A 23,576-nucleotide genomic window follows, 5' to 3' on the forward strand; every position below is an offset into this window, starting at 1 on the left:
GTGCCTTGCGAATTCGCTTTAACATAAGACCTCCTTAATCCTTACTGCAGATTTCGATGAATGGCGCGTGCCACGACATCACTGCCAACGTCGGTATAGTGTGCGCGGTCGACAAATAACCATTCATCGGTCGGGCGTTGACGTAAATCATCGACCAGATTGCAAAATCGAATACCCAGTGCATGACAACCGCTGGCCAGGTTATCGGAATAATGGTCAGCGACGGCGGGATCCGATATATCACCGTACAAGTTTTGCCACGTACCAAATCGGGAAATCCGGTCAAGTTCATCGAACAACTTCTGCTCTTCGGTGCACGGCTTTCTCACCCAAGTCGCCAAGGGTTGCATGAGAAATGAAAGTTCCGCACCGAGGGAGTCAGCAAGTCGTTTCCACGTGGTCAAACAATTAAGCGTGTCTTCGGCGGCGCGTGCCACCGTGTGTGCAATCGGTGGCACTGCGGTAGTTTCGGTCGGCCACTTTGGAAGTTTGACGGGCGGCAGTTCGGCGCCATTTTCCTCCGCAATTTCATCAAACTTTTCATAGTAATCGCCGCAGAAGTGGTACGGCGGCAGGTCACCGCGAATGAACTCGGGAAGACGGGCCATGACCAGCGTGTTGAAGCCGCCCATGACCACGATCTTGCGCACTTTGGGCAAGCGGTGGACATGCAGAATGAACAGCATCAATTCCTGGGTCGAATTGAAGCAGTGTCCCGCAAAATTCAACCATGGCGTACCGTCGGGATCCTGCGCGGCAAGGCGGCTCGCCACCGAGGCGGCATCGCTGGAGGCCCCATATCCCAAGGCTGACGAGGCCCCGACCAGCAGATTGACCGCCTGCGGTGCGTGTGTCCCCAGGTTACCGGCACTGATCGGTCGGCCTTGCGCATCATGGGCGAGACGAAAGCCGAGCCGATCGGTATTGATCGATGGCGATCGGTAGTCGGCGGCATTGAAACCCATGACATAGGGCAAGTACTGGGAGCGACCACGACTGGCGAATCGATCGTAATCGAGCATCTGCGGTGTCAACTTCACACGTTCCAGACCGGGATCATCAAGTGCGATGCGCTTGCGACTTTTGAACATGGTCAAACTACTCCTTGAGTGAGAATCGGAATTCCATTTGATCAGGAAAGCTTTTTTCAGAGCGAACACCGCCGTACAACTATCGAAGTTATAATTTAGAAAATCGCGAACGTGCTAACAACAGCCCGCGGTAGGCCGGACAGCATAAAATTTAGTTATTGTGTAATAGCGCTTTCTAAGGTGTGAAAGTCGAAATTAATTCAGAGGAGATGGGGGCAGTGGAAGTCGCACCGCGAGACGGTGAGAAAGAAGTGTGATGAACGGATGTTGTTATCAGGAGGCGTAATCTGGAAGCATTGCATGTTGCAATACGGTGCTGCTGAGAGTTTCCACGCATTAGTACACTCCTTTGTCTTATTCCCTCCGGATCCCACCGAAGGCACATTTGTAGCACCGATTCTAGGCGGTAAATTCTGGCTGTCAATATGTAACAAAGTGTATTTCGTCGGCGAATACGAATATTTTTGTATTTTGCTCATTGTGTACGATCGTTTCACTAACAGCGTGACCGGTATCTCCACTCCATTGCGCGGCCTCTAAACTTTAACGCATCGGTCAGGATATTGTTTCGGGGGGGCGGTAGAAATCTTGGACTACCTGGAGGTAGTTCATGTATTCATACGAAGACCGCATCCGAGCGGTCAAGCTCTACATCAAACTGGGGAAGCACACCGGGGCAACTATTCGTCAGTTGGGCTACCCGACGAAGAACTCTCTGAAGAGCTGGCATGAAGAGTACGAGCGATGCCTCGACCTGTCGCGTGGTTACATGCTCTCGAAGCCGAAGTACTCACTGGCCCAAAGGGAAAAGGCTGTCGGGTACTATCTCGACCACTGGCGCTGCGTTGCCTCCACCATCAAGGCTTTGGGCTACCCGGCACGGGATTCGTTGCGTGCCTGGATTCATGAATTGCACCCCGAACTGCACACCCGCGTCGTTGGTCGATCTGACGGGCTATCACGCCCGCCAGCGATGAAGCAGGCTGGTCATCGCGCTGTGTACGCGACAAGAAAGTGCGAACGCCGGGGCTCAAAAGCTGGGCGTGTGCAGGCCGACCTTGTACAACTGGAAAAATCAGCTAATCGGCCCAGAGGCATCAGCATCCATGAAACGCCGACAAGAAACTCCCTGGCTAACGAATAGGCTTAATTAGGCAATGCTTACAGGTCCTGAATTAGGCGCAGCCATCGAGCAAGCTCGGGTCGCCAAACGCGTTACAAAGAAGAAGCTCGCCGAAGATTTCGGCGTGGCGGGTCCGTCTGTCCAAGGCTGGGTGAAGACGGGCCGAATCGATAAGTCGAAGCTCATGGAGCTGATCGAGTATTTCTCGGACGTTGTGAAGCCTTCTCACTGGGGCTTAAGCGATCGGATGGGCAATATTCTTTCGGCATCAGAAGCCGAGAAAGGCTTTGATCGAACTATCCGAGCTGATGTCCATCTCTCGGATATCCAGCCTTGGGACGACAACACCCCTCTCGACGATGACGAGGTCTACGTCCCTTTCCTGCGCGAAGTGGAACTGGCCGCCGGCTCCGGCCGATTCGTGATTGAGGAAAGCGACAGCGCTAGGCTGCGCTTCTTCAAGAAAGACCTTCGTCACAACAACGTTCAGTTCAGCAACGCGAAGTGCGTGCTCGTCAGCGGCAACAGCATGCTGCCCGTACTGCGCGATGGCGCGACCGTAGGTATCAACGTCGGCAAGAGCTCCCTGGGCGACATCGTCGACGGCGACATGTATGCGATCACCCACCACGGCCAACTCCGCGTGAAGCAACTCTACAGACTGCCGAGCGGCATCCGTCTACGCAGCTTCAACCGCGATGAGCACCCGGACGAGGATTACACCTTTGCCGAGATCCAGGATCAGCAGATCGCAATCTTGGGCCACGTATTCTGGTGGGGCATGTTTGCGCGCTAAAATTGAACGACAAAGCAATGCCCTGCAGAAGGGTTACTGAATGCCGAAGAAACAGCCGGAAAGCAAAGTAGCAACGACCGCTGCTGACATTGAGCGCTCTATCCAGGCCCTGAACAAAATGGCTGAACGCCTTTGGGGTGATGGCCGGGAATCTGAGGCGAAAGCCCTCCTCGACGCCTTGGACGCATTAAATCGTGCGCTTGATCGGGTCAGGATTGGAGAGAGTCGCAGAGTTGCGACCCTTCATTAAAGCTTACGAATCAGCCGGCGCGAAGTAGATTTGCAGGAGGTTTCATGCCCCTCACCAAACCAAATCAAGAACTATTGCCTTGGCAGGCCTGCTGATAATTCTGCTCTCCCGAAAGCCAACAGCAGCTCCGGCGACAGTTGAAAGCAACTCACGCTCCTGTGGAAGATCTTGTACATCTCGACAGAGAGGCTTTCGGCTGCGTTTCACCTAGCGATTTTGATCGAGCCTATACCAGCTACACCCAAGCCGAATATGCGTTGTGGTCTGTCATGATCACACGCAAGTACTGTTTTGCGCAGTTGGATCTCAGCCAGGACATTTCGTGGACGGTAATGCAAGTGCGTGATGACCTAATGCAAATCGGACTCAAGCGCGCGACCGAGTATTCGAAAGCACCCGATATAGGCCAATCCACCTACTGGACGCGAACTGGCTGGGCCTATCCCGCAGAATAACGCAGCAACGCCAATTGCAAAGTCCGCCAAGCGCGGGCTTTTTTGTGCCTGCAATTACTGCGTTACACCCGGCGCCGGCAGCAAGGAGACCTGAGGCAGCACGACTGGCGAAAGATTGCCGGTAGCGTCTTCTGGCAGCGCGTACATAGCGCCGGTAAGTGGGTCGACAATAAGCATACCGATCAAACCTCCAATCAGCAGGTTGCCCCAGTACCAACCGCTCACCGTGGATTTCAAAGGAACAGTTGTCTCTGCGTAGCCGTCCTTCTGGAAGGTGACTGTGTAGCTTTCGCTTTTGAAGTAACCGCGACTGGTCTCCAGAATGGCTGCGCCAGGTGTGACGCCTTTCATCACAACGCCTCCCTTGCTGTCCTTAATCACGTAATTCGCCTTGGTCGGCATGCTGTACAGCCCCACCTTTGGCTTGCTGTCACTGACAATGCTCGCGCAACCGGATACTGCAAACGCCAAAACTATCGCCATCCCAGCGCACGCTTTACGAAAAACCATCACACCACTCCATATCGCCATCATTGGCTCGGCCGTAAATCGACCGGCGCGGATTGTATCCGAATGATAGCAATTAGACATCCACCCGCATGCCGTCTATTCCGGGCTTTTAGAGGGTTTCTCCTCGCTAAACGAACCGAGCCCGCTTGGGACTATTGCTAAATTGTGTCAGGATAAATACTGTATGTGCGTACAGCTAACGCAAGGAGCGCCCTATGTTTCACCCTACATCCGGATCGCAGCCAAAGAATTCCTATGAGCTCGTCGGTCGGCGAATCAAAGAGCTGATCGCGGCGCTTAGCGTCAAAAAGCAAAATGGCTGTCGTGGTATCCAGGCGAAAGGACGAGAACCCTGAGGCATGGCACCAGGTCATTCGAGATATTGAGGAAACTAACGGCGTAAGCATCGAACGCCTGAGTGACGGCACCGTCAGGATCGGCTGGCGAAAATACTGCGACTGAAAATATGACCCCGCCTAGTGCGGGTTTTTTATGCCTATCAAAAAATAATTAGCCAATACCTATTTACAAAATGTTAGCCAATGCCTACTGTTCATCTCAAGCCAACGCAACACCGGCCCAGCAGCGAAAGCCGCGCCGCTCTTTAGTGATACACCTTGCCGGATCACTACCGGCCCAGATTCAAAGGCAGCGATGAACCGGCCTCAACGGTTCAGAGGGTTGGCAACTGACCCGGGCGTGCAGCGTAAAACGCCAAGAACAGTTACACAGCGGGAGAACAAGCCGAAAGGCCCAAAGATCGTCGCCAGCCAGGTCAGCGACAGCATCCGCGCCAACCTGGCGAGCTTGGTCGAACTGACCGCCGATTACGTCTTCCTGTTCAACAACGTTCAGCAACTGGTGCTGAAGGCGAACGATGACCTGGTGGCGCTGATCAAGGTTCGAATTTCGAAACATCAGAAAGCCGAGGAAGAAAAAGCGGAAGCCACCCGCAAGCGCATCCGAGAGGAAGAGTTGCAGCGGATTGCGAATGAAGCAAAACCGATGACCTACCGCGCCGAGGTCACGAATCTGGAAGCCCTGGTGCACGCCGTAGCTGGCGGGCTGGCACCGCTAAGCGTGCTGACCGTCAACTGGGACGCATTCGACGCCCTGGTTGCTCAGCAAGGCTCGCTTTTCAGCATGGCCGGAGTAACCCTGGTGAATGCCGCGGCATGAGGAAGATCAAGCGAATAGTAAATAAATGACACCGGCAACCTTAGTTGGATCTGCCGAAAAGTATTATCGAAACAGACATACTGACTCAGATGAAATCATTAAGTAGGGCGATCGTAAAAACAGCACCCATTCATTAATTTATGCATTTGAAAATTTGGAGTATTTATGTCTAACGACACTTTAACTCACGCAGTAGACGCACCATCCAACATCAACAATAACCTTACAACCCAAATCGGAGGTACTCAAGCAACCACTGTTACTACCGAAGACGCTGCTTTAGTCAGTTGGAGCAGAACACCTATGGCTTCTGCTAGCACAGGCACTGTCGCTGCTTCATTAAGTACTACCTGGATCAGTGTTTGGGAATTCACCAATCTAATTACCAATAAGCCTAACCCGTCAGACCCTACGACATGGGATTGGTCTCCGGCCATTGCGGGCGCACAGGCTAAAGCTCAGTCTATGGCCAAAGTAGCCTATGGCGGTTACGGCGTAAGTTTTACTGCCGGAGTTTATCCGGTTACCCGAATCATTCACTACAGTGGCACGCCGCTTCAAGGCATGGGCTCTCGTAATACCTTCATCTCGGCTCTGCCTTTCGATCCTGCCAATGGTAAGCCATACGGTATGCTGGAACTGGCTCCAGGGGTAGTACAGGGTGCGCACATCAGTGGTATTACATTTTGCGGATCACCCTCTTATGTATATGGGACAGCTGCGGTCAACCCAAATCAATGGGGTTTCTACTGCCATGCACAGTACGACGCTAGCTATGTAGAGGGGGGTTTCTGGCACTCAAATCTAGTGGATGTGTGTTTTTGGAACTTCAAAAAAGGCATTTGGTCTCGTGGCGGTTATACCCAAGCCAACTCGAAGCGACCACACCAGTGGATCGACTTTTCTGATGTTCAAGTTGAGGTTCAGGATGGCGGTGAGCCTTGGCTGTTTACTGGGCAACATGGCCAGATCTCAGTGCGAGGCGGGCAAGGTAAAAGCATTAGTTCCTCCGTCGTAACACGTGCACTGTACTCGGTCAAAATCGCTGTTGACCCTGCTCCTTCAACAACTGCTTACGAAGGTATCAATGGCGAAAGCACTTCGGATGTTTCTGGTGTAGGCAATGCCTCTCGAGCCGGCCACAATATAAATTTTAGTGATGGTTTCTCATTTCAAGGATCGCAGAAGGGTCTTTGGGTCGATGGTCCTGCACGTAATATTACATCTGATGGTTGCTGGTATGAGACCTTGGCACAAGCAGTGACTATGACAGGTGACGGGAATATTAGTCTTTCTAACAACCGCTTTGCCAATGCAGGTATTGGTGCCACGGCTGGCGGTACGCCTGGAACAGGTTATATTGTTACTTTAGGATCTAAAGGCCAGATTGATTGGGGTCAGGGTAACGTCGTAGAGGGGTCTTATGATCACTTAATTTCCGATACGTCTTCTGGAGCCAACGAATGCAATGGTATCAACTGGCGAGGTTACCTTCGTAGTGATGCTACCGGACTTACCATACTGCCTGCATTGCCACAAAAATCGCCTGCTATGGACACTAACGGCAAGATTGATATGGGATCACATGGTTTTGGGACAATAGCACCTAATCCTGATCGCTCTGTACGATTGTCTCACATATCCAGCAATTTGTTACCGGGACAAATTTTAGTGCTGCGAGCAACTACCGGCCCTGTAACTCTCAAAAATTCTTCTGGTGGTAATATAATTACTGGTACAGGTCGGGACATTACAATACCCGCTGGTGGTATAGCCACTTTTATGCGCATACAACCTTACGTAGCCGGTTCTGAGTTTTTGCTTCAGTCTGTATCTGTTCACTCTGCTTCTACAGTGCCTACTGACGGGTTTTATTACACTCAAGGGCACATCATTGAAAACATTGCCGTGGGTGCCGGTGTGCCGGACAGATGGAAGTGCACTACTTCGGGACTGGCTGGTACTACAGCAATATTCAAAGCCGCAGCTGTATTAACTTAATCTAGGGTATCCGGATCAAGTGCATGGAACTGATCGCCAGAGAAAGCCGCGTCACCCCGGGTGGACAGATTTGAGGCGGATGAACACCTGGGTAAACCAACGAAGCCGACAGTCCTGTCTGGACCTGCCGGCCAGCGATCTCGAAGAGGCAGGCCATGGCCAAGACTGGACAATAGCGATCGGCGAAGGCCGCCGAGAAGCGGATCGAGTACGACGAGAAGGAATTGCGGCACCGGTTACGGCTCGGCACGCGGCAGAAGCTTGACGAACTGATGGCCTGGAACGGCATCGAGGAAATGAACGAGGCTGTGCAGAACCTGACTTTGAGCGCTCATGCGCTCGGACCGACCCTCTCGTTCCAAGCGATGGAAAGTCCGCGCCACAAAGTGCAGATATGCAAAAACGTGGCGCGGATGTTTCGAAATGAGAGTTTGGCAGAGCTGAGGCGTGCGGTGCCTACCCGAGGTATTCGCAATGCCCGTTCTCCATCGCGTCACCCACAAGATCGCCAGCAAACCCGAAGGCAGCCCGCCAGCCCAACACAGCGGCGGCACCGCATTTGGCTGACCATTCCACCAGGCGGCATTTGAGGTAATGGCGACTGCCGTAAAGCTCTCGGCGGTTAATCACTGAAAAACTACCGCAAAAAGAAGTCTCCTAAAAAGGTTCAGCTCCAACGTGGTTTCATTCAGGCGAATGAAGCCTTTAAAAACCCATGTATATGGGATCAACATAACTTGAGGTAAATATGACTATCGGCGAATCCACTCAACTAGCTGAAACTACTCCACTTGAGAAAGTCCTGATTGATTCCAACCAAGGATCCCCCCAAATTCCTTTCGTACCTCGGAGCGCTAGCTCAGTACTTTCTGTGGTGGAGTCAGCATCGCGGCACAGTGTCCACGCTGACGACTACTGCCTGCCAGGACTTGTCGACAACACAGACGGTTTGGCAAAAGCAGTTGCTGCTCTCGGCTCACTTGGTGGAACAGTACTTCTTGGGCCTCGAACATACGTAGCCAGCACAATGGTAATTCCCAGAGGGGTAATTATCCAAGGTGAAAATCCCTTGGTATCTATACTACTGCAACAGACGGGATCAAACGTAGACTTTGTAACCTCAGAAAATTTTCCGGTTTTGACCGGCACGGGCTTACCAGTCGCAACAGATAATCGAGTGCCCTCCTGGTTTGGGTTAAGAAATGTTCAGGTAAATGGCAACAAAGAACATAACAGTGTCGGCCGAGCATGCTGCTTCTATGGCGCCTACACGATAATAGATCACGTTGTTATCGGATGGGGCGCCAGCGGCGGCCTTTACACTGAGTATGCAACGAACGTATCCAGCAACGCTTCAATTGCCGATCAAGAGGAAGGCTTTGTTCGCGATTTAATTGTCCGCGACAACAACGGAGATGGCTGGATAAACCGCGGGCCGCACAGTGTCCACATGGACAATATCACTGGCATGCGAAATGAAGGCTGGAACTACTTCAGTGAGGTTCTCGACGAGACGTACAATGGGGCCCCCACTTACTGCACAATTTTACATTGCTTCCAGGGTGACATGAACTGGACCAGTGCAAGCGGTCGCAAACGTAAGAACATCTATATCGGCACTAATGGTTCGTTCGGTCAGATCACCGTGGATGGTGGTTCATTAGAAATTAATGCCGGATCGTGTTTGATTTCAAATCTGAATCAGTACTTCGGCGGCCAAGGTGGCGATATGGTTACGATTTCGGGTTCTCGCAACATGATTGGAGTATGGCGAGGACTCGCTCGCGCCGCATCATCTACCGCCACACCAGACGCTTGGATCGCCAAGATCACAGGAGACTTTAACAGCATCGGCGTCATGCAGATTTACGATAACTCTGCCGCTGTTGCATTTTCCAATGGCGTTTTTATCGGTGGCGTGGGCACAGCCATTGCTGATCTATTTATTCGTGGGACCAAGACCGGCCTAAAAGTCACCTCAAGCCGCAATAGAATCCGCGGTTGGATTGCGAACACCGTGGTCGCAGGTTTTGAATACACCACTCCAGTGGACTCACACGGGGGTAGAAATAGGATCAACTTGGATATATCCCCATCATCCGGTGCATATACAATAGGTAATGCACCAATAGTTAATTCGGACCGCTTCAATATCGAAGGAACTGGCTTGAACGGTGGAACCAAGTCAACTAATTTTTCCAAAGAACAATCATCCATCGCAGGCGACCTAGACGCTGCGGGGATTAAAACGATGATCATTCCCCATGGCCTGCTTTATACGCCTAGACGCCAAGATATTAAATCATCCCTGACAGGACTAACGATAAAAACATTAACTCTTGGCTTCATGCGCTGTTCTGTAGTGGACGCTACAAATATCACTATTGAATATCTAGTCGTAACACCCGCTGTAGGGGGTGTTATGAGCATCGCCGTACAAGCTGCGGCACAGTAAATCGAGGTAAAAGGCCTTTGTCGCTTACTAACTGTCGTATCCGGTCACGGAGGGTGGCGCCTGCAATGTAGATTTTCCATAAGTGGTTATTTTTCAAAACCACCGCCTCCGCTGTGCTCGTCGCCGTCAACTCCCGAAGCGAGAAGGCGGCATGATGCGGCTCAGCAGGAAGGTCAGAGCGCACTGCCGGCTGCCATTAGGAGATGGAGCATAGGGAAGAATCCCGCCGCAGAATTAGTAGAATTGTGAGGTAGCGGGAAAGAAACGAGACCAACAGCGCAATCTTTGAACCACATACAAGTAATCTGACCCATGATCTAAACAGGCCAGATCATAAAAAACTTAAATCAAGAGGGACCAAACACTATATTATCAGCCTCCTGCAAAGTTAAAACCTGTGTAAGCTCAATCGTTAGATAGCTATAAGCTTTAGGATTAAATTTAATCTGCACAGCTGGATTTTCACTAAAATTCGACAGCCAATCATAATCATTACAGTAGCTTGCAGGTATGTTAAGCCACTGCTGAGCCACTGGAACCGCAAAGCTATCCATTTCAGCCAACTCCTTACTACAATATACTGACCATATATCAACGCCCTCAGCAGGAACAACAGCAGCAGCAATTCCATATCCGTAAGCATAAACAGCCGGTGTCTTTTTAAAGGTTTTTATTACATAAAAACCATTTCCTAATTCCCCTCCCGAGGCATGGTCCCAAACCCCTGGCACAACTCTTAGACCGCCTTTTAAGGATGCCCTATGCCCAGACCTAGTAGCGTGAAATCCTATTAATCTCATATAAACTCCATTTTAATTGCAAGAATCTTCCAATTCACCAACCGCACACAGACCGAGTGTTTTAATTTTAAAAAGCCGAGACGCCTAGATTAAATAGATCGGTTTCCGTCAGTGCCTAGCCTCATATGCCGGTCGGCCAAGCACCATGTCCACACGCGAATTCTTGATGAATTTGCCCAAGCATTTTGCTTAATGCCAGCCATCAAAAAAATAGACCATTCCCAAATTAAACGCCAATACGCCAGCCGTAGAGGCCTACCCGAAGCAACCCATGCCCCCTTCCCACCAGATACTGGTCGGCGACTGCATCGACATGATGCGGACTCTGCCCGACCAGTCAGTGCAGTAAATGAAGCAGAAGTCTGCGACCGAGATAAATCACAGATTAATGCGGCTTAGGCAATTCAAAAGTCTGCTCAAAGCGAACCAAAGCGGGCGATCGCTGCATCGATAAATCGTCGGAGCTTGGCTGTTCTTTGACGATTTGCCGTGTAGAGCAAATGCATTTGTCGGCTCGGAGCTTCGAAGTCAGCTAACAATCGCACCAACTCGCCGCTGCGCAGCGCCGGCTCAAGAAAGTCCTCGGGTCCAAGGACAACTCCAAACCCGTCAAGCGCTGCTGTCAGCAGCGCTTTGCTCTCGTTGACCTGCAAACGACTGGCGACTTGTACCTTATGAACTACGGAGCCTTTGCAAAACTGCCATTCGCGGTCAGCCGGGCGGGACCAATAGGCATATCCTAAGCATTCATGGTTTTCGAGATCACCCGGTGTTTGTGGCGTTCCGCGCTCGATCAGATAGTTCGGGGCTGCGCAGGCCACCAACCGATAAGGCGCCAACGGTCTGGCTGTCAAACTGGAGTTGGCCAAGGGGCCGATCCGAAAAGCCACCTCATAACCCTCCTCCACCAGATCGACGAAGCGGTCCGTCAAATGCAGATCGATTTCTACCTCAGGGTGGTGCCGCAAGAAATCCGTCACGAATGGCATGAGGCTATAGGAACCGAAGGTCACGGGAGCACTGACTTTCAGTTTGCCACGAGGGGTGTCGTTCATGATCTGGGCAAGGGTGTCGGCAGCCTCGGCTTCGCTCAAAATATGCTTACAGCGTTCGTAGTAAGCAGTCCCCAGTTCAGTCAGGCTCTGGCGCCGAGTAGTACGGTTCAGTAGCCGCGCCCCTAGCCGGTGCTCAAGAGCGGCAACATGTTTGGCCACCATCTGCGGCGACAGACCCAATCGCTCGGCGGCGCGGGCATAGGAGCCTGATTCCGCCGCCATCACGAAAGCACTCATGCTCGTCAGACGATCCATCATTCAACACTCCTGGTAACGAGACTAAGTACCCGATGATTATTTATCTGCCAGTGGTTGGCAATCATCATGGACTCTTCCTACCAATCAAGGAGCAAAGACATGCGAATCGGCATTATTGGAGCAGGCTTCATCGGACGTGCGGTGGCGCAATTGGTCATCGCAGCGGGACACGAGGCGATGCTCAGCAACTCACGCGGCCCACAGACGATGAGTAGCATACTCACTGACATTCCCGGCAGTCAGGTCGGCACTATCGAGGACGCCGCACAATTTGGCGACGTGGTGCTGGTGGCCATTCCCCTGGCGCATTACCGAAGTGTGCCGGCGCAGTGGCTGGAGGGCAAAACCGTGCTGGATGCCAACAACTACTACCCGCAACGCGACGACCCTATCGCCGCCCTCGACCGCTTCGAAACCACCACCAGCCGCCTGCTCGCCGAGCATCTGCCCCAGGCCAATGTGGTCAAGGTGTTCAATGCCATTCTTGCCCGGGATTTGGTGCCGGACGCACGCCCCGCAGCGGCGCCCGACCGACGCGCACTTCCGATCGCTGCTGATGATCCGGCCGCCAAAGCCCTGGTTATCAGATTGCTGGACGAGATTGGATTCGACGCCGTTGATGCTGGCAGCCTTGATGATAGCTGGCGATTCGAACGGGCTAAACCCGCTTACTGCATACCACTGGATAAAGAGGGGCTGAAGGTTGCCTTGGCTGCGGCCCAACGGCAGGTCGAATTGCCCGACGGATCGTGGCGCCGCTGAATTGTCCGCACCCACTGGATCGAGAGAAGACTTGGAGCTGACGGAGGACAATGTCAGCTTCGGGTTGTGGATTTCGGCCAGCCGTAGCAGGCAGAGTTCGGCCAGACGAGACGCAGCATGGACCGATTCACCGGCGGTTGCCTGTGCGGCAACGTGCGACTTATGGCAGCAGGCCTACCCTACCGGGTCGGCTTTCGGTCGTTTCAACCTGTCACGTATGACCGGTTGAATCCACACTCGATTGCAGCCGTTCGAGACTGGTTGCAAACGGCAAAAAGCGGACGTCCAGCTTTGGTTCAGAAAGAAACCTGGCACTACGCCTTCGCTACGATCTCGTCCCACGCGGTAGGGCTGGGAAATAGCTCGTTCAGGAAACCCACAAACGCCTTCACATTCGGGCTGCCTCGGCGGCTCTCTGGCCACAAGGCCGTGATGGAGGAACGGTCGACAGCGAACTGTGGAAATAGCGGCTTCAGTTCTCCCCGTGCGACATAGGGCGCGGCGACATAGGTGGGTGAAATGCCAATGCCACCGCCAGCTGCAAGCACTGCGGCAACCGCATCGCTGGCGTCAATGACGATGGATGCGTCGGGCGCTATCTCCACCATTTGGTCCCCCACGTTGAATGGCCAACGTAGCGCTTGGCCCGAGCTCTGGTAGCGAAAATTCACGCAGTCATGGTCGACCAGGTCGCTGAGTTCCAGGGGCGTGCCGCGTTTGGCTAAATAGGCTGGAGAGGCGAAAGCGCAGATTCGATGCGGCCCCAGCGTGCGGGAGATAAGCCGCGAATCGGCCAGGTTGCCCACGCGCACAGCCACATCGATGCCTTGCGCAACGATGTCCACAAACTGATCGCCCAAGCGCAGGTCGATGGCGAGCTTGGGGTAGCGCTCGCGAAACCTGGGAATCGCCGGCGCCAATATGTTCAGCCCGATAGGCGGCGAAGCGGTCACTTTCAAGGTGCCGGAGGGCTCAGCGCGCGAGGCCACTGCGGCCTGCTCGATGTCCTCTACTTCACGCAGAATTCGTAGCGCCCGTTCGTAAAGATCCCGGCCTTCAGGTGTCAGGGTCAACGAGCGGGTGGTGCGGCTGAATAAACGTAGCTCGAAATGTTGCTCAAGGCGTTGCACGCTTTTACTGATAGCGGACGGCGACACGGATAAATCGCGGGCTGCAGCGGTGTAGCTGCCTAAAGAGGCAGCGCGGGCAAAGGCAATAAGACCGGTAAGGCGGTCCAACCCTATTTGTTCCTTCATGGCACTAGTAAAGCGATTTATGGCCTGATTATCAATGTTGGCTCGAATCTTTAGTCTTTGCCCAACGACGCCATTCAGGCAGTCAAGGAGATCGACCATGAGCCATTCCACCACCATACAAACCGCATTTACCCAACAGCTACCCTCTCATCTGGAAGGCCGCACGGTGGTGATTTTCGGCGGCACATCCGGCATCGGTTTAGCCGCCGCGATTCAAGCCAAAGCCGCCGGGGCATCGGTGACCGTGATCGGTTCCAATGCCGAGCGCGCCGAGCAAGCGGCGACAGAACACAGGCTCGCCGGCTGGCGCGCCGCTGATGTCACCAACGGCGATGCCGTCTACGCTGCCTTGGCGGACATTCCTCACGTGGATCATCTGGTTCTACTCGCCGGCACATTTGTGGCGGGCAAGGTGCTGGACGCTGAAATCGCATACCTGCGTCGGGCATTCGAAGAGCGTATATGGGCTTCGTTGCACGCCATCCGCGCGTTGGGAAATCGGTTGTCCAAGGACGGCTCCATCGTCTTTATCTCTGGCTGTTTGGCCGACCGGCCCAACGCCCATGGCACCGCCGTGATCGCCGCTGCATCGGCGGCAATGGAAGCGCTGGCACGTGGCCTGGCCTTGGAGCTGGCGCCCATCCGTGTGAACACCCTGTCCCCAGGCCCGATCGACACCCCCATTTTTAGCAAAGCCCTGGGCAAGGGGCGCGATGCGTACGTGAGCGCATGGGAGCAAGTGCTGCCGGTGCATCGCATCGGTACCGCCGCTGAAGCAGGCGCCGCTACCGTTTTCCTGATGACCAACACCTTTATGAACGGCGCCACGCTAAACATCGACGGCGGCGCTCGGCTGGTCTGAGTGACCTGACTCGCACTGAGTCCATTTCAGGAACAGCGCCATGACTGCGCTGGATACGTTGCGGTTTAGGATTGCTTCCGGCCCAGAGTGTGTAAAAACGCTTCGCCAAAATTGAAGTGTGCGCGTCTACGTTAAATCTGAAATTTATCGGCACGTCAGCAGATGTGGATTTCGCGTAGGAGCGCGATTTTCAGTCCGGTTTTGAGTACCTGTCGCGCTCAAAAACGTTTTTACACAGCCTCGGCCAGAAGCGGCCTGTTTTCTCCATTGCTTAAGATCAAAAGCTCGCGGCGAAAGCCCTCCTACATAGGATCGTAGTTCCTTGTGGCAGGGGCTTTAGCCGCGATATTTTTTGAGGGCGGCAGAAGGTCCGCAATTGGGCGATTAAAGCCCTTCGTGACTGGCGGCAAACGGCCAAAAGCAATCGTTCGGATCTACAAATCCAAAGTCGCGCTACTATGCCACTTGCACCATTTTGAAAAGAAATCCATCTTAGAAAAATCGAACACGTTTAACACCACGATAAGAGCCACATGGAAGGGGTTTTATGTTAACCAAAATGGCCTCAATCTTTGACGTCGAATGGGCTAATGCCAAGCTAAAAGTCGGTCACGTCGTTCTCTTCATCGCAGCAGTGTGTATCTCATTGATAGCAATAAGCATCTGGGGGGTCTTTAACTCCCTGGAGTACCACTTGCACGACAAAGAAACCGAGATGTCAAACCTTTCCAAGACATTGTCATCCAGTATCGCAGCTACGCTCACTCAAGCCGACACAGTGATTTTAGGGGTTAAGGAGCGGCTGGAAGCTGAAGGTACCAGCCCGGAGAATTTAAAAAACTTAGGTGAGATTCTAAAAATACAACAAAAACACCTGCCTCAAATACATGGCTTCTTTATTTATGACGAACAGGGTCGCTGGCTGCTTAACTCAAACGGCATAATCCCAGCTGGCGCAAACAACTCAGATCGCGACTACTTTATTTACCATCGCGACCACACCGACCCGACCACTTTTATTGGCCCAGCTATACTTAGCCGCTCAACAAACGAATGGATCATGACGGTATCGCGGCGAATCAATCATCCCGACGGTAGCTTTGCTGGTGTAACGATAGCCACAGTTTATCTGAAATACTTCCTCAGCCTTTACGATGACATAGACATAGGAAACAATGGCATTATCAACCTTGCATCCTCAACCGGGCGAATTGTAGTACGCAAACCATTTCGTGACGCTGACGTCGGCACAGACATGTCAAGCGGACAAGCATTTGCCCTACTAACCCCCGCGATTAATTCGGGCACCGCAACAATCAAATCATTTATCGATGGCGTAGAGCGGGTCATCAGTTTTCGACGCATTGATGGATACCCCCTTGTAATTATCGCTGCATTTGATAAAAGCGAAATACTTGCTGACTGGCGTAGCGAATCACTCGCCAGCCTGCTTATATCATCCATATTGTTAGTGATACTGAGCCTTCTTGGATATCGACTCATCAAACTGATGAGCCAGCAAATCCAGGCACAAAAAGAACTACAACTCTCTCAGAAAATCTACATAGAAGCAAACAAGGCCCTCGGCGTACTTGCTCTAGAAGACGGATTAACGGGCCTGTTCAATCGCCGGCAATTTGACTTTTTCATTGAAGCAGAAATCGGCAGGACAAAAAGAAAATCAGATGACACAGCCTTAATCATGATCGATGTCGACTTCTTCAAAAAGTACAACGACCATTACGGCCATGTACAAGGGGATGAATGCCTGAAGACCGTGAGCGCGATAATAAAAAGGCATGTAACCCGGACAGACGATCTTGCTGCAAGGTACGGAGGAGAAGAATTCGCCATCGTTCTTCCAGGCACAGACTATGTTGGAGCTTTCCTGATAGCCGAAAAAATCCGAATCGAATTAGAGCAAAGTGCAATCAATCATAGTGAGTCTCCTATTGGAGTAGTGACCATCAGTGTTGGCATCGGCGCATTGTCCGCCTCAAAGACCGGGACATCTGAAAACCTGGTAGACATTGCTGATAAAGCGCTCTACATCGCCAAATCCAGCGGGAGAAACCGGACTGTTATCTCCAATTAATGACTCAACAGAAAAATTCAACTAATGCTAGAGCATTCAAGAATGCCTATAGCCTCAGTTGAATAAACTTTTCCGCGCCCCCCAAAGGCTCGACATCTACCCTTTACAGCTTTAAAAATTTAAGCTTGAGAGGCCGTCGCTTTTGCGAACGTAACTGCCGCCTATATCCGCTCACCTGCATCAAACTGCCTATCCCTAATTTGAAAAACACTTCTCATGACAAGGATGACAATCATGACTGTAGATATCAGTAACTTCGACATTGCTACCCCGTTGCCGACGTCAGGTACTAACCCGGTAGCGCTTGAGTTAAACGGCGATAAAGCTCTGGAAGAGTGCCCTACCGTAATCATCCGGCTGGCAGATGGATCTATTCAGCTCACAGCCCCCACCAAGGGAGCATCAAGCAAGAGTACGCATCGAACGCGCTGCGAATGGAAAGAGTCGAATTACTGGACTCTGATTAGCGCTGCCGACCATTGGAACCAGCAAGAGATGACACTGGTGAAGGTCAACTCTGCCCAAAAGGTCGTGGTTTCACAGATGCACGTTCAAGACAGTGTAGATCCGGCGATCAAGGTGTTTTGGGAGAAAGGCTCGCTCACTTACGCGTTTCGAAAGAACTACAGCGGCGCGGACCCAACGCCTAAACTTCTGCTTGGCAACGTTGCGTTAGGTGCGAAGTATCAGGTGAGCATCCATAGCACGTCTGCTGGCGCCGTTGTTGTGAGTGCCAGCGTGGGCGGCAAGTCCGCATCCTCCCCAATTTTGCAACTAGGCAGTTCCTGGATATCCAAATCTTTCGATTTCCATGGAGGTATTTACAATCAAATTGACTACACCGATGCCACCTCACCAAGCGACGGCTCGATTTGTATTGTCAGCCAACTGTCCGTGAGCCACGTCTAATCTGTGCTCCGGCTATTTACTGGCGGCCTGCCACATCAGGTCGAAAAAACGCGATGGATATGCTTAGGCCCTACGCCGCCGAGACTGTGGCGCTGGAAGACGACAGGGATGGCGTCTGTGCCAGGATGACATCGGCATTTCCGCCGATGTCTGCCAGTCGTTCGTCTTCGACAATGGTGCGTTTTCGGTCCGGAAGAAAGTTTGAATACGTTAGAGCCCTGAATAGTCAGGGCTTTTTCGTTTCTGGCGTTTGGTGAAATCAGCGCTACTCGCTTCCCCGTTGCGAGATCCACGAAAAAACAACTCACCCTTGAGGCTGCCATCCTGGAACTATCGAACTGGGTTGAGGCGCACGAATCTGCCAGGAAAAGACGCAGGTCAACATGAGATATATCCCCGTGCCATTGGCGCTTGGGCTTTTTACAGGCCTCGCGGCTCAAACCTCCTGGCTGCCTTTTCTTCATTCCAAAATCAAATAACTTGCGGCTTCTGAAGCAGGTTTTACGCGGACTGAAACGCATGACCAAAAAATTACTATTGCAAAACTGTCTGGATTTATTACAACCTTGTTGGGCTAGAGGCATCTAGCCATTACCTCAAGGGAGAGAACATGTCTGCAATCACGAAGAGCCAACTCGCCTACAAGTACACTTGGTCGGCAGATTCGGGGGACAACCGGAATTACACCGGCAAACTGGATCGAGACGAAGTAGACCGGGACGAAGGCTATGAGGTACTGCGCTTCCTTAACAGTATCTGCGCAGACAAAGATCAAGCTCTGAACGCCGAGCGCCTGATTAAAACCAAGCTGCCTGGCTCCGTTCAAAAGCGGGCTGAAATACTCAAATGGCTCATTGATAACTGGCAAAAATAAGATTGACGTTTCGGGTTGCGGACCTAATCCAGTAGGACGCAGCCCCCTACCCCGTCAACGTAGTTCCGAAACACTCGCCTCTTTCCTGGCGTCCTGCCGACCGTACGCCCCCAAACCCTGCAACTCGTCACCCAACCTTCGCCCGACTATCGCACCCAATTGCTGTGTATCCGAACGGGCGCTTCGGTGGGAATCTTTGGCTTGTCCGATCTCCGGCAATAAAAAACCCGCCGAAGCGGGCGTTATGAATTTTTAGTAGGCTGTGGGAGTCAAGTAAAAATCCCCGCTACTCATTGAAATCCGCCGCCGAACAGACTCGCCAGTTTTTAATTCAATCTCGGATTCAGCGACGGAAGATGTCCCAAACATTACCCAAGTACTCAACCCGAGGACATGCCTGCCCGGAGTAAGGCCAAATCGGGCTACCTCACCCGGATGAAACTCAGCTGCCGGCATTCCATCAATATGCAAAATGAAACGAATTTCAGACCCGACAATGCCCTCATCTCTCGTTACCACAAGCTGAGATTCATTCTTTTCAGAAAACGCGAAAAGCCTCGACGCCGGTACTGACGCTGCATTTTCAGCTGAAACGGGTGAGGTGGAACACCCCGCGATACTAAGTAGAGTCAACGCCACCGCCCCTATCAAAATCCGCATGACTCGTCCTCTTCCATAAATTTTTGATGCTGTATTTCAGCGTGCCAAATTCGAGATAGCATTTTCATCTCACACAAATTTTTACGACGCCGGATATTCGATCGGAGGGAGATTGCCATGTGCGAAAGAATCGATAACGAACAACGGATCCGGTGAGTGTTGGGTCGATATCAACCAAATGCCAGGGCATTTCAGCATTTGGTGCCAGGACCGTATAGCGATCACCTGACGTCTGTAAAAGGCCTCCAATACTCCCGCCAATTAACTGCGTGCTTTGCCATCCATCACGGATGCACTCAGCCACAACCTTAGGCGTGCGAGTAGATACCAAATCGAGCACCGGTGGTGTTTGCCTGATATCTCCAACACTTGAACACCCAGCCAACAATGCTGAAGCCAGCGCCCCCATCAGCGGTCGCATAATTCTTCCTCATCCTGAAAGGAAGCGACTATAGCAGTCGCTCAACGCACTGAGCAGCAGCTCTGCTGTATCAGCGCTGGTCGATTTCAATACCCGTTCTTTAGTGGATGCTGCGTGTCGCGCCCTCGTTGAGATATCACGAAACGTCACCATCAACAATTACCTAAAGTACCCGTACGGACAATCCAAACCCAGCACCACCTATAAACTAAAGCAGTTGGATGACTGCTTGCTCCGGAAGACCTTCCAAAAATGCCACCACACTATCCTTAGGAATACGAAACATACGCTCGTTCTTGAAAACAGGACCAATAGTCCTCAACTGAAATATGAAAACAAAAACCCGCCCGCCCCCTCAAATTTACTTTTCCTCTGTACGAACGCTCTGGCGTCGACCCACAGGCAAAGCCAGGGGTAGCACCCCGCGTAGATCACATCGCGATGCGAACGAACGCCGGCATCAAATTAAATGTTGCAGCTGTACTGATACTCGAAGGGAAAAAATACCGTATCGACCACCAACGAAAACGGCGCATCAATGAGTAAAAAGGGGATTAGTTTTCCGTGGGATGTGCCGACTAACCACCAGTCAAAACGCACACCCGTATAGGGGCATGGGTGCTCGTAGTCCATTCTCATCGCTACCGCCATGCACCCAGTTAAACAGGCGAACATGGCCAACAAAATCACGTTCCGAAACACGTAACGTCCTTATTACTTTCATCCGCGAGCGGAGTCCCGTCGCGACAATGCTCTGTTGATACAACAAACCCAAGCCGTCGCCTGGCGCGGGCCTGGGTATTCACATGAAGGCAGCGATTGGCAGGCGGTTACAAGCAAGCAGGCACCGATAGCGTGTCTGCCAGCAACGTAAAGGGAAGGTCGAGAATGATGAACGGCCCCACTAAAGGCATCATCTCTTTGAACTCGAATTCCGTTCCGTTAAAACAGGAAATGGACCCGTAGGAATTGGCAGCAATCCAGGCACAGCCACTCAATTGTGAAATGGCCAATATCAATATGAGCTTGCGTAGCACGTAATTTCCTTATTACTTTTCCATTGCCTGCGTCATAGACGCTATCGCGAAAAGTTAGTCACCGACCCAGGGCCCGCCGCATGCACTCCCACTGATAGATGCCTGAGTCGAAACAATCGTGCCGGCCCAACTTCATAATAACCACCCAAGCACTGGTCTACGCTGAAGGTACAGGCGGAGGATCCGATCATGTGCGGACGACTTTCCCAGTACCGAGGCATTCACGACTTCGTAGCTGCACTGAGTATTCCCAACGCCCTGATCAATACCGTCGGCGACCTGCCGCTGGAATACTACAACGCCGCGCCGACCACTCAACTCGCCCTCTTCCACCAGGAAGGCGATGTGCTGCACGCCGACAGGGTGCGCTGGGGATGGCGACCTCATTGGTCGAAGGACCACACCACGCCGATCAACGCCCGGGTCGAGAAAGTCGCCCATGGCCCATTCTTCAAAACGATCTGGCCGCATCGCGCGATCATCGCGATCGACAATTGGTTTGAGTGGGTCTATGAGGGTGGCCCGAAGAAACAGCCCTACCTGATCCGCCGCAAGGATCGCGCGCCGATCCTCTGCGCAGCGATTGGTCAGTACCCAAGGTACGAACATGAACCGGATGAACATGACGGGTTCGTCATCATCACCGCCGACAGCGCTGGCGGTATGGTGGACGTCCACGACCGCCAACCCGTGACGCTTTCAGCGCAACTGGCCCGGGAATGGCTGAACCCGGCCACGCCCAAGGAGCGTGCTGAGCAGATGGCACTTCTACAGGCCGAGCCTTGCGAAGGCTTCGAATGGTTCAAGGTCGATATGGCCGTTGGCAATGTGCACAATCAGGGGCCTGAACTGATCGTGGCAGCGCGGTGAGGCATTCTCGATGGACTCCTCAATAGCACCGCAGAGTGGTCAATCAGGCGGATCACGCCCATCACGACTATTAATAAAAGCATTCCAGTGCTCATAGGCATCGTGCTGGCGCTTGACGGCGTCCTCCCATGCCGGCCCTGACACAGAGCGGGATGAAATCAGCTCCATCATTTCCGTTGTTGCAGCATCGAGATCCGCCAGCAGCGCATGCGATTTGATCCTGAAATCGTCGACTGATGTCATTGCCTTAACCCCATTGACGCTACCGTCACCGAGAAGTAAATACTTCAGCATCATTGAGCGCGAATAAGGTGAATGATTCACAACATCCGATCATCGGTACCGGCCAGATGTGCAAAGCCCAGCGCGATGGCTGGGCTCTGTTTATTTTCGGTTTGCCATCATTTTGTCGGCGAGCGCTTTGGCCCGTTCAACCAACAGGTTCTGCCGGTCTTGGTGAGTGGCTTCTCCTACCACCGGTGCCGTCAGATTGCTTTCCGCAATCAATGCGGCGCAGAAGTATCGATCCCAAACTCGTTGCTCCGTCGCTTGCTTATTCACTTGGTCGGCGTCCATGTGCTGCTCCTCTTGATGAAGTGCATTGCCATTTTACGCCCGAATCGCAAACAAACCGCGTTGCCGGCTAGCCAGGAATATTGAGGAAAGCGTTCCAGCGTTCATAGGCATCGTGTTGTCTTTTGGTCGCAGCGTCCCATTCCGGTCCGGAAACACATTTAGATGTCACTAGCGTCATCATTCCCATAGTCGCGGCATCCAACTCGATCAAAAGCGCTTGCGATTTGATGCGGAAGTCTTCGAATGATGTCATTAACTTGCCTCTGGCCGGAGTTCACCGCCATCGAGGAACAATTGCTCCTCACCCTATGGAGTGGGGCCAGTATCGATAATTCAGGCGGTCTGACGGTCGGTGCACGTTGACCCGGCACCATTCGTCGCCCATAAAAGCATGGTGCCCAATACCTGACGCCATCTGGCTTAGGGATTGCATTGCCCGGTCCTAGCAGCCCCAGAGCGACGTAATTCTGACGCGACTGCAATCAAATCAACGCTTAAGGACTCCAGCGATACGCTTGGTCAGTCACCGGGAGATGTAACGTGTCAACTCTCAACGAAATCGCAATGAACCACGCGAGAATGGCTAAGGCAAAGGAAGAAGAGTCGACCGCGCTGACTGAGCGACACGTGCAAATAGTGGGCAATATCGAGGTTCCCTCACTGGATGCGCCGCCGCACATACCACTGCACCTCATCGCCGGGGCACAAGACAACCACGTCGGCCAGGCCTGCGCCTGATCTGACACCCACTTCTCTCACGCCTCATTACTCGTATTAATGAGGCGTGCGGCAAGCGCTCCCTCTACGTTGTACAGATCCCTGATGACTGAAAATTTTGAAGGAGTGCCGCCGAGACCCTGAGCGTCAGTTTTTTCTGCAGAGTGGCCGCGGCATCTTCCGTGAGCGTGGACATGACGCCGGGCAAAGGATCAACAATAAGGACTCCATCACTATGCCAGGGGCAGATAGTCGACTGGCAACAACCCCGTTCCTCAACTAACGTTTCTACCTCATCAATCAGCCGCTGCTTCATCGCTAGCGCCTTATCAAGGAGAGATAGATGACACCCGTTCGAACCGCCGAAAAAACCTATCGCACTTGGTCCAGTCCCATCCTGCTTGAACTCAAGGAACGTGAACATCAGTTGGACCCGGTGGCCCGCCAGGCGCTGCAGAATGTGCTGGTCGAGAGAAGACTGGTGGACACTGGCAACCCCGCTGGCCCGGATCGGCGCAACGCAGACCCGGCCAAAAGCGACAACCATCGATAACTGACGCTCAT

General features: G+C 52.6%; 24 protein-coding genes and 3 pseudogenes. 16 read left to right on the forward strand and 11 right to left on the reverse strand.

All coding sequences use genetic code 11. The annotated features are described in order from the left end of the window. Positions 1-41: 41 nt before the first annotated feature. Positions 42-1,091: a hypothetical protein gene (locus tag AC1MEW_RS23095; RefSeq protein ID WP_201257246.1), complete on the reverse strand. Its 1,050-nt coding sequence runs from the start codon at positions 1,089-1,091 to the stop codon at positions 42-44. Positions 1,092-1,701: 610 nt separating this feature from the next. Here AC1MEW_RS23095 and AC1MEW_RS23100 point away from each other — a divergent pair. From AC1MEW_RS23100 to AC1MEW_RS23110, 3 genes and pseudogenes are all read left to right on the forward strand, one after another. Further along, positions 1,702-2,221 (forward strand): annotated as a pseudogene (locus AC1MEW_RS23100) (IS3 family transposase); the annotation flags it as partial. Positions 2,222-2,248: 27 nt separating this feature from the next. Continuing rightward, complete coding sequence (locus tag AC1MEW_RS23105) at positions 2,249-3,010, forward strand: S24 family peptidase (protein ID WP_201257253.1); 762 nt, start codon at positions 2,249-2,251, stop codon at positions 3,008-3,010. Positions 3,011-3,050: 40 nt separating this feature from the next. Next, a complete protein-coding gene (locus AC1MEW_RS23110) occupies positions 3,051-3,260 on the forward strand; it encodes a hypothetical protein (protein ID WP_480423739.1) in 210 nt (69 codons plus the stop codon). A 509-nt stretch (positions 3,261-3,769) separates the two neighbouring features. Here the strand turns inward: AC1MEW_RS23110 and AC1MEW_RS23115 are convergent. Then, entirely contained in the window at positions 3,770-4,225 is a 456-nt protein-coding gene (locus AC1MEW_RS23115; RefSeq protein ID WP_480423740.1) for a hypothetical protein, read from the reverse strand. Positions 4,226-4,540: 315 nt separating this feature from the next. Between AC1MEW_RS23115 and AC1MEW_RS23120 the strand changes: the two genes are divergently transcribed. From AC1MEW_RS23120 to AC1MEW_RS23135, 4 genes and pseudogenes are all read left to right on the forward strand, one after another. Next, on the forward strand, positions 4,541-4,687 hold the full coding sequence (locus AC1MEW_RS23120; protein ID WP_480423741.1) for a DUF1654 domain-containing protein: 147 nt from the start codon (positions 4,541-4,543) through the stop codon (positions 4,685-4,687). A gap of 294 nt (positions 4,688-4,981) precedes the next feature. Continuing rightward, positions 4,982-5,404: pseudogene (locus AC1MEW_RS23125) on the forward strand (Heme peroxidase); the annotation flags it as partial. Between the two features lie 165 nt (positions 5,405-5,569). Then, positions 5,570-7,405, forward strand: a complete 1,836-nt coding sequence (locus AC1MEW_RS23130; protein WP_480423742.1) for a hypothetical protein — start codon at positions 5,570-5,572, stop codon at positions 7,403-7,405. A 748-nt stretch (positions 7,406-8,153) separates the two neighbouring features. Next, a complete protein-coding gene (locus tag AC1MEW_RS23135) occupies positions 8,154-9,860 on the forward strand; it encodes a hypothetical protein (RefSeq protein ID WP_480423743.1) in 1,707 nt (568 codons plus the stop codon). Between the two features lie 347 nt (positions 9,861-10,207). Here the strand turns inward: AC1MEW_RS23135 and AC1MEW_RS23140 are convergent, their stop codons facing one another. Together AC1MEW_RS23140 and AC1MEW_RS23145 are read right to left on the reverse strand one after the other, a co-directional pair. After that, positions 10,208-10,660: a hypothetical protein gene (locus AC1MEW_RS23140; protein ID WP_322268290.1), complete on the reverse strand. Its 453-nt coding sequence runs from the start codon at positions 10,658-10,660 to the stop codon at positions 10,208-10,210. A gap of 416 nt (positions 10,661-11,076) precedes the next feature. Beyond that, the gene (locus AC1MEW_RS23145; RefSeq protein WP_322270886.1) at positions 11,077-11,970 is read right to left on the reverse strand and encodes a LysR family transcriptional regulator; all 894 of its coding nucleotides are present in this window, start codon (positions 11,968-11,970) and stop codon (positions 11,077-11,079) included. Between the two features lie 102 nt (positions 11,971-12,072). Between AC1MEW_RS23145 and AC1MEW_RS23150 the strand changes: the two genes are divergently transcribed. Together AC1MEW_RS23150 and AC1MEW_RS23155 are read left to right on the forward strand one after the other, a co-directional pair. Continuing rightward, positions 12,073-12,735, forward strand: a complete 663-nt coding sequence (locus tag AC1MEW_RS23150; protein WP_322268289.1) for an NADPH-dependent F420 reductase — start codon at positions 12,073-12,075, stop codon at positions 12,733-12,735. A 117-nt stretch (positions 12,736-12,852) separates the two neighbouring features. Then, a pseudogene (locus tag AC1MEW_RS23155) lies at positions 12,853-12,927 on the forward strand (GFA family protein); the annotation flags it as partial. 122 nt (positions 12,928-13,049) lie between these two features. On the opposite strand, the gene AC1MEW_RS23160 reads toward AC1MEW_RS23155, so the two are convergent. Then, complete coding sequence (locus AC1MEW_RS23160) at positions 13,050-13,991, reverse strand: LysR family transcriptional regulator (protein WP_322270885.1); 942 nt, start codon at positions 13,989-13,991, stop codon at positions 13,050-13,052. Between the two features lie 97 nt (positions 13,992-14,088). Between AC1MEW_RS23160 and AC1MEW_RS23165 the strand changes: the two genes are divergently transcribed. The 4 genes from AC1MEW_RS23165 (at position 14,089) to AC1MEW_RS23180 (ending at position 18,731) form a co-directional block, all read left to right on the forward strand. Further along, on the forward strand, positions 14,089-14,853 hold the full coding sequence (locus AC1MEW_RS23165) for an SDR family oxidoreductase (protein WP_322268287.1): 765 nt from the start codon (positions 14,089-14,091) through the stop codon (positions 14,851-14,853). Between the two features lie 547 nt (positions 14,854-15,400). After that, positions 15,401-16,948, forward strand: a complete 1,548-nt coding sequence (locus AC1MEW_RS23170; RefSeq protein WP_322268286.1) for a sensor domain-containing diguanylate cyclase — start codon at positions 15,401-15,403, stop codon at positions 16,946-16,948. A 234-nt stretch (positions 16,949-17,182) separates the two neighbouring features. After that, positions 17,183-17,857: a polysaccharide lyase family 7 protein gene (locus tag AC1MEW_RS23175; RefSeq protein ID WP_322268285.1), complete on the forward strand. Its 675-nt coding sequence runs from the start codon at positions 17,183-17,185 to the stop codon at positions 17,855-17,857. 610 nt (positions 17,858-18,467) lie between these two features. Then, a complete protein-coding gene (locus AC1MEW_RS23180) occupies positions 18,468-18,731 on the forward strand; it encodes a hypothetical protein (RefSeq protein ID WP_322268284.1) in 264 nt (87 codons plus the stop codon). Positions 18,732-18,983: 252 nt separating this feature from the next. Here the strand turns inward: AC1MEW_RS23180 and AC1MEW_RS23185 are convergent, their stop codons facing one another. From AC1MEW_RS23185 to AC1MEW_RS23195, 3 genes are all read right to left on the reverse strand, one after another. Then, positions 18,984-19,391, reverse strand: coding sequence for a hypothetical protein (locus tag AC1MEW_RS23185; RefSeq protein ID WP_480423744.1), 408 nt, complete (start codon positions 19,389-19,391; stop codon positions 18,984-18,986). 886 nt (positions 19,392-20,277) lie between these two features. Next, positions 20,278-20,514, reverse strand: a complete 237-nt coding sequence (locus AC1MEW_RS23190) for a YceK/YidQ family lipoprotein (RefSeq protein ID WP_322268283.1) — start codon at positions 20,512-20,514, stop codon at positions 20,278-20,280. Between the two features lie 128 nt (positions 20,515-20,642). After that, on the reverse strand, positions 20,643-20,729 hold the full coding sequence (locus AC1MEW_RS23195) for a YceK/YidQ family lipoprotein (protein ID WP_369125116.1): 87 nt from the start codon (positions 20,727-20,729) through the stop codon (positions 20,643-20,645). Positions 20,730-21,038: 309 nt separating this feature from the next. Between AC1MEW_RS23195 and AC1MEW_RS23200 the strand changes: the two genes are divergently transcribed. Further along, complete coding sequence (locus tag AC1MEW_RS23200; RefSeq protein WP_201257236.1) at positions 21,039-21,719, forward strand: SOS response-associated peptidase family protein; 681 nt, start codon at positions 21,039-21,041, stop codon at positions 21,717-21,719. A 39-nt stretch (positions 21,720-21,758) separates the two neighbouring features. On the opposite strand, the gene AC1MEW_RS23205 is transcribed toward AC1MEW_RS23200, so the two are convergent. The 3 genes from AC1MEW_RS23205 to AC1MEW_RS23215 all read right to left on the reverse strand — a co-directional run bounded on the left by AC1MEW_RS23205 (position 21,759) and on the right by AC1MEW_RS23215 (position 22,548). Next, positions 21,759-22,043 (reverse strand): hypothetical protein, encoded by a 285-nt coding sequence (locus AC1MEW_RS23205; protein ID WP_322268282.1) that lies wholly within the window; start codon positions 22,041-22,043, stop codon positions 21,759-21,761. 60 nt (positions 22,044-22,103) lie between these two features. Further along, positions 22,104-22,295, reverse strand: coding sequence for a hypothetical protein (locus AC1MEW_RS23210; RefSeq protein WP_201196426.1), 192 nt, complete (start codon positions 22,293-22,295; stop codon positions 22,104-22,106). A gap of 67 nt (positions 22,296-22,362) precedes the next feature. Further along, positions 22,363-22,548 carry a hypothetical protein gene (locus tag AC1MEW_RS23215; RefSeq protein ID WP_322268281.1) on the reverse strand — a complete coding sequence of 62 codons (186 nt, stop codon included), beginning with the start codon at positions 22,546-22,548 and terminating at the stop codon, positions 22,363-22,365. Positions 22,549-22,835: 287 nt separating this feature from the next. Here AC1MEW_RS23215 and AC1MEW_RS23220 point away from each other — a divergent pair, with 287 nt between their 5' ends. Both AC1MEW_RS23220 and AC1MEW_RS23225 read left to right on the forward strand, forming a co-directional pair. Continuing rightward, positions 22,836-23,033, forward strand: a complete 198-nt coding sequence (locus AC1MEW_RS23220) for a hypothetical protein (RefSeq protein WP_322268280.1) — start codon at positions 22,836-22,838, stop codon at positions 23,031-23,033. Between the two features lie 322 nt (positions 23,034-23,355). Further along, positions 23,356-23,565 (forward strand): hypothetical protein, encoded by a 210-nt coding sequence (locus AC1MEW_RS23225; protein WP_322268279.1) that lies wholly within the window; start codon positions 23,356-23,358, stop codon positions 23,563-23,565. Positions 23,566-23,576 lie beyond the last annotated feature (11 nt).

This window comes from Pseudomonas sp. ASL4 (assembly GCF_056680395.1).

Coding starts and splice junctions, on each gene's coding strand:
- AC1MEW_RS23095 (WP_201257246.1), bottom strand. CDS start 1,091: ATGTTCAAAAGTCGCAAGCGCATCGCACTTGATGATCCCGGTCTGGAA.
- AC1MEW_RS23105 (WP_201257253.1), top strand. CDS start 2,249: ATGCTTACAGGTCCTGAATTAGGCGCAGCCATCGAGCAAGCTCGGGTC.
- AC1MEW_RS23110 (WP_480423739.1), top strand. CDS start 3,051: ATGCCGAAGAAACAGCCGGAAAGCAAAGTAGCAACGACCGCTGCTGAC.
- AC1MEW_RS23115 (WP_480423740.1), bottom strand. CDS start 4,225: ATGGTTTTTCGTAAAGCGTGCGCTGGGATGGCGATAGTTTTGGCGTTT.
- AC1MEW_RS23120 (WP_480423741.1), top strand. CDS start 4,541: ATGGCTGTCGTGGTATCCAGGCGAAAGGACGAGAACCCTGAGGCATGG.
- AC1MEW_RS23130 (WP_480423742.1), top strand. CDS start 5,570: ATGTCTAACGACACTTTAACTCACGCAGTAGACGCACCATCCAACATC.
- AC1MEW_RS23135 (WP_480423743.1), top strand. CDS start 8,154: ATGACTATCGGCGAATCCACTCAACTAGCTGAAACTACTCCACTTGAG.
- AC1MEW_RS23140 (WP_322268290.1), bottom strand. CDS start 10,660: ATGAGATTAATAGGATTTCACGCTACTAGGTCTGGGCATAGGGCATCC.
- AC1MEW_RS23145 (WP_322270886.1), bottom strand. CDS start 11,970: ATGGATCGTCTGACGAGCATGAGTGCTTTCGTGATGGCGGCGGAATCA.
- AC1MEW_RS23150 (WP_322268289.1), top strand. CDS start 12,073: ATGCGAATCGGCATTATTGGAGCAGGCTTCATCGGACGTGCGGTGGCG.
- AC1MEW_RS23160 (WP_322270885.1), bottom strand. CDS start 13,991: ATGAAGGAACAAATAGGGTTGGACCGCCTTACCGGTCTTATTGCCTTT.
- AC1MEW_RS23165 (WP_322268287.1), top strand. CDS start 14,089: ATGAGCCATTCCACCACCATACAAACCGCATTTACCCAACAGCTACCC.
- AC1MEW_RS23170 (WP_322268286.1), top strand. CDS start 15,401: ATGTTAACCAAAATGGCCTCAATCTTTGACGTCGAATGGGCTAATGCC.
- AC1MEW_RS23175 (WP_322268285.1), top strand. CDS start 17,183: ATGACTGTAGATATCAGTAACTTCGACATTGCTACCCCGTTGCCGACG.
- AC1MEW_RS23180 (WP_322268284.1), top strand. CDS start 18,468: ATGTCTGCAATCACGAAGAGCCAACTCGCCTACAAGTACACTTGGTCG.
- AC1MEW_RS23185 (WP_480423744.1), bottom strand. CDS start 19,391: ATGCGGATTTTGATAGGGGCGGTGGCGTTGACTCTACTTAGTATCGCG.
- AC1MEW_RS23195 (WP_369125116.1), bottom strand. CDS start 20,729: ATGATGCCTTTAGTGGGGCCGTTCATCATTCTCGACCTTCCCTTTACG.
- AC1MEW_RS23200 (WP_201257236.1), top strand. CDS start 21,039: ATGTGCGGACGACTTTCCCAGTACCGAGGCATTCACGACTTCGTAGCT.
- AC1MEW_RS23210 (WP_201196426.1), bottom strand. CDS start 22,295: ATGGACGCCGACCAAGTGAATAAGCAAGCGACGGAGCAACGAGTTTGG.
- AC1MEW_RS23215 (WP_322268281.1), bottom strand. CDS start 22,548: ATGACATCATTCGAAGACTTCCGCATCAAATCGCAAGCGCTTTTGATC.
- AC1MEW_RS23225 (WP_322268279.1), top strand. CDS start 23,356: ATGACACCCGTTCGAACCGCCGAAAAAACCTATCGCACTTGGTCCAGT.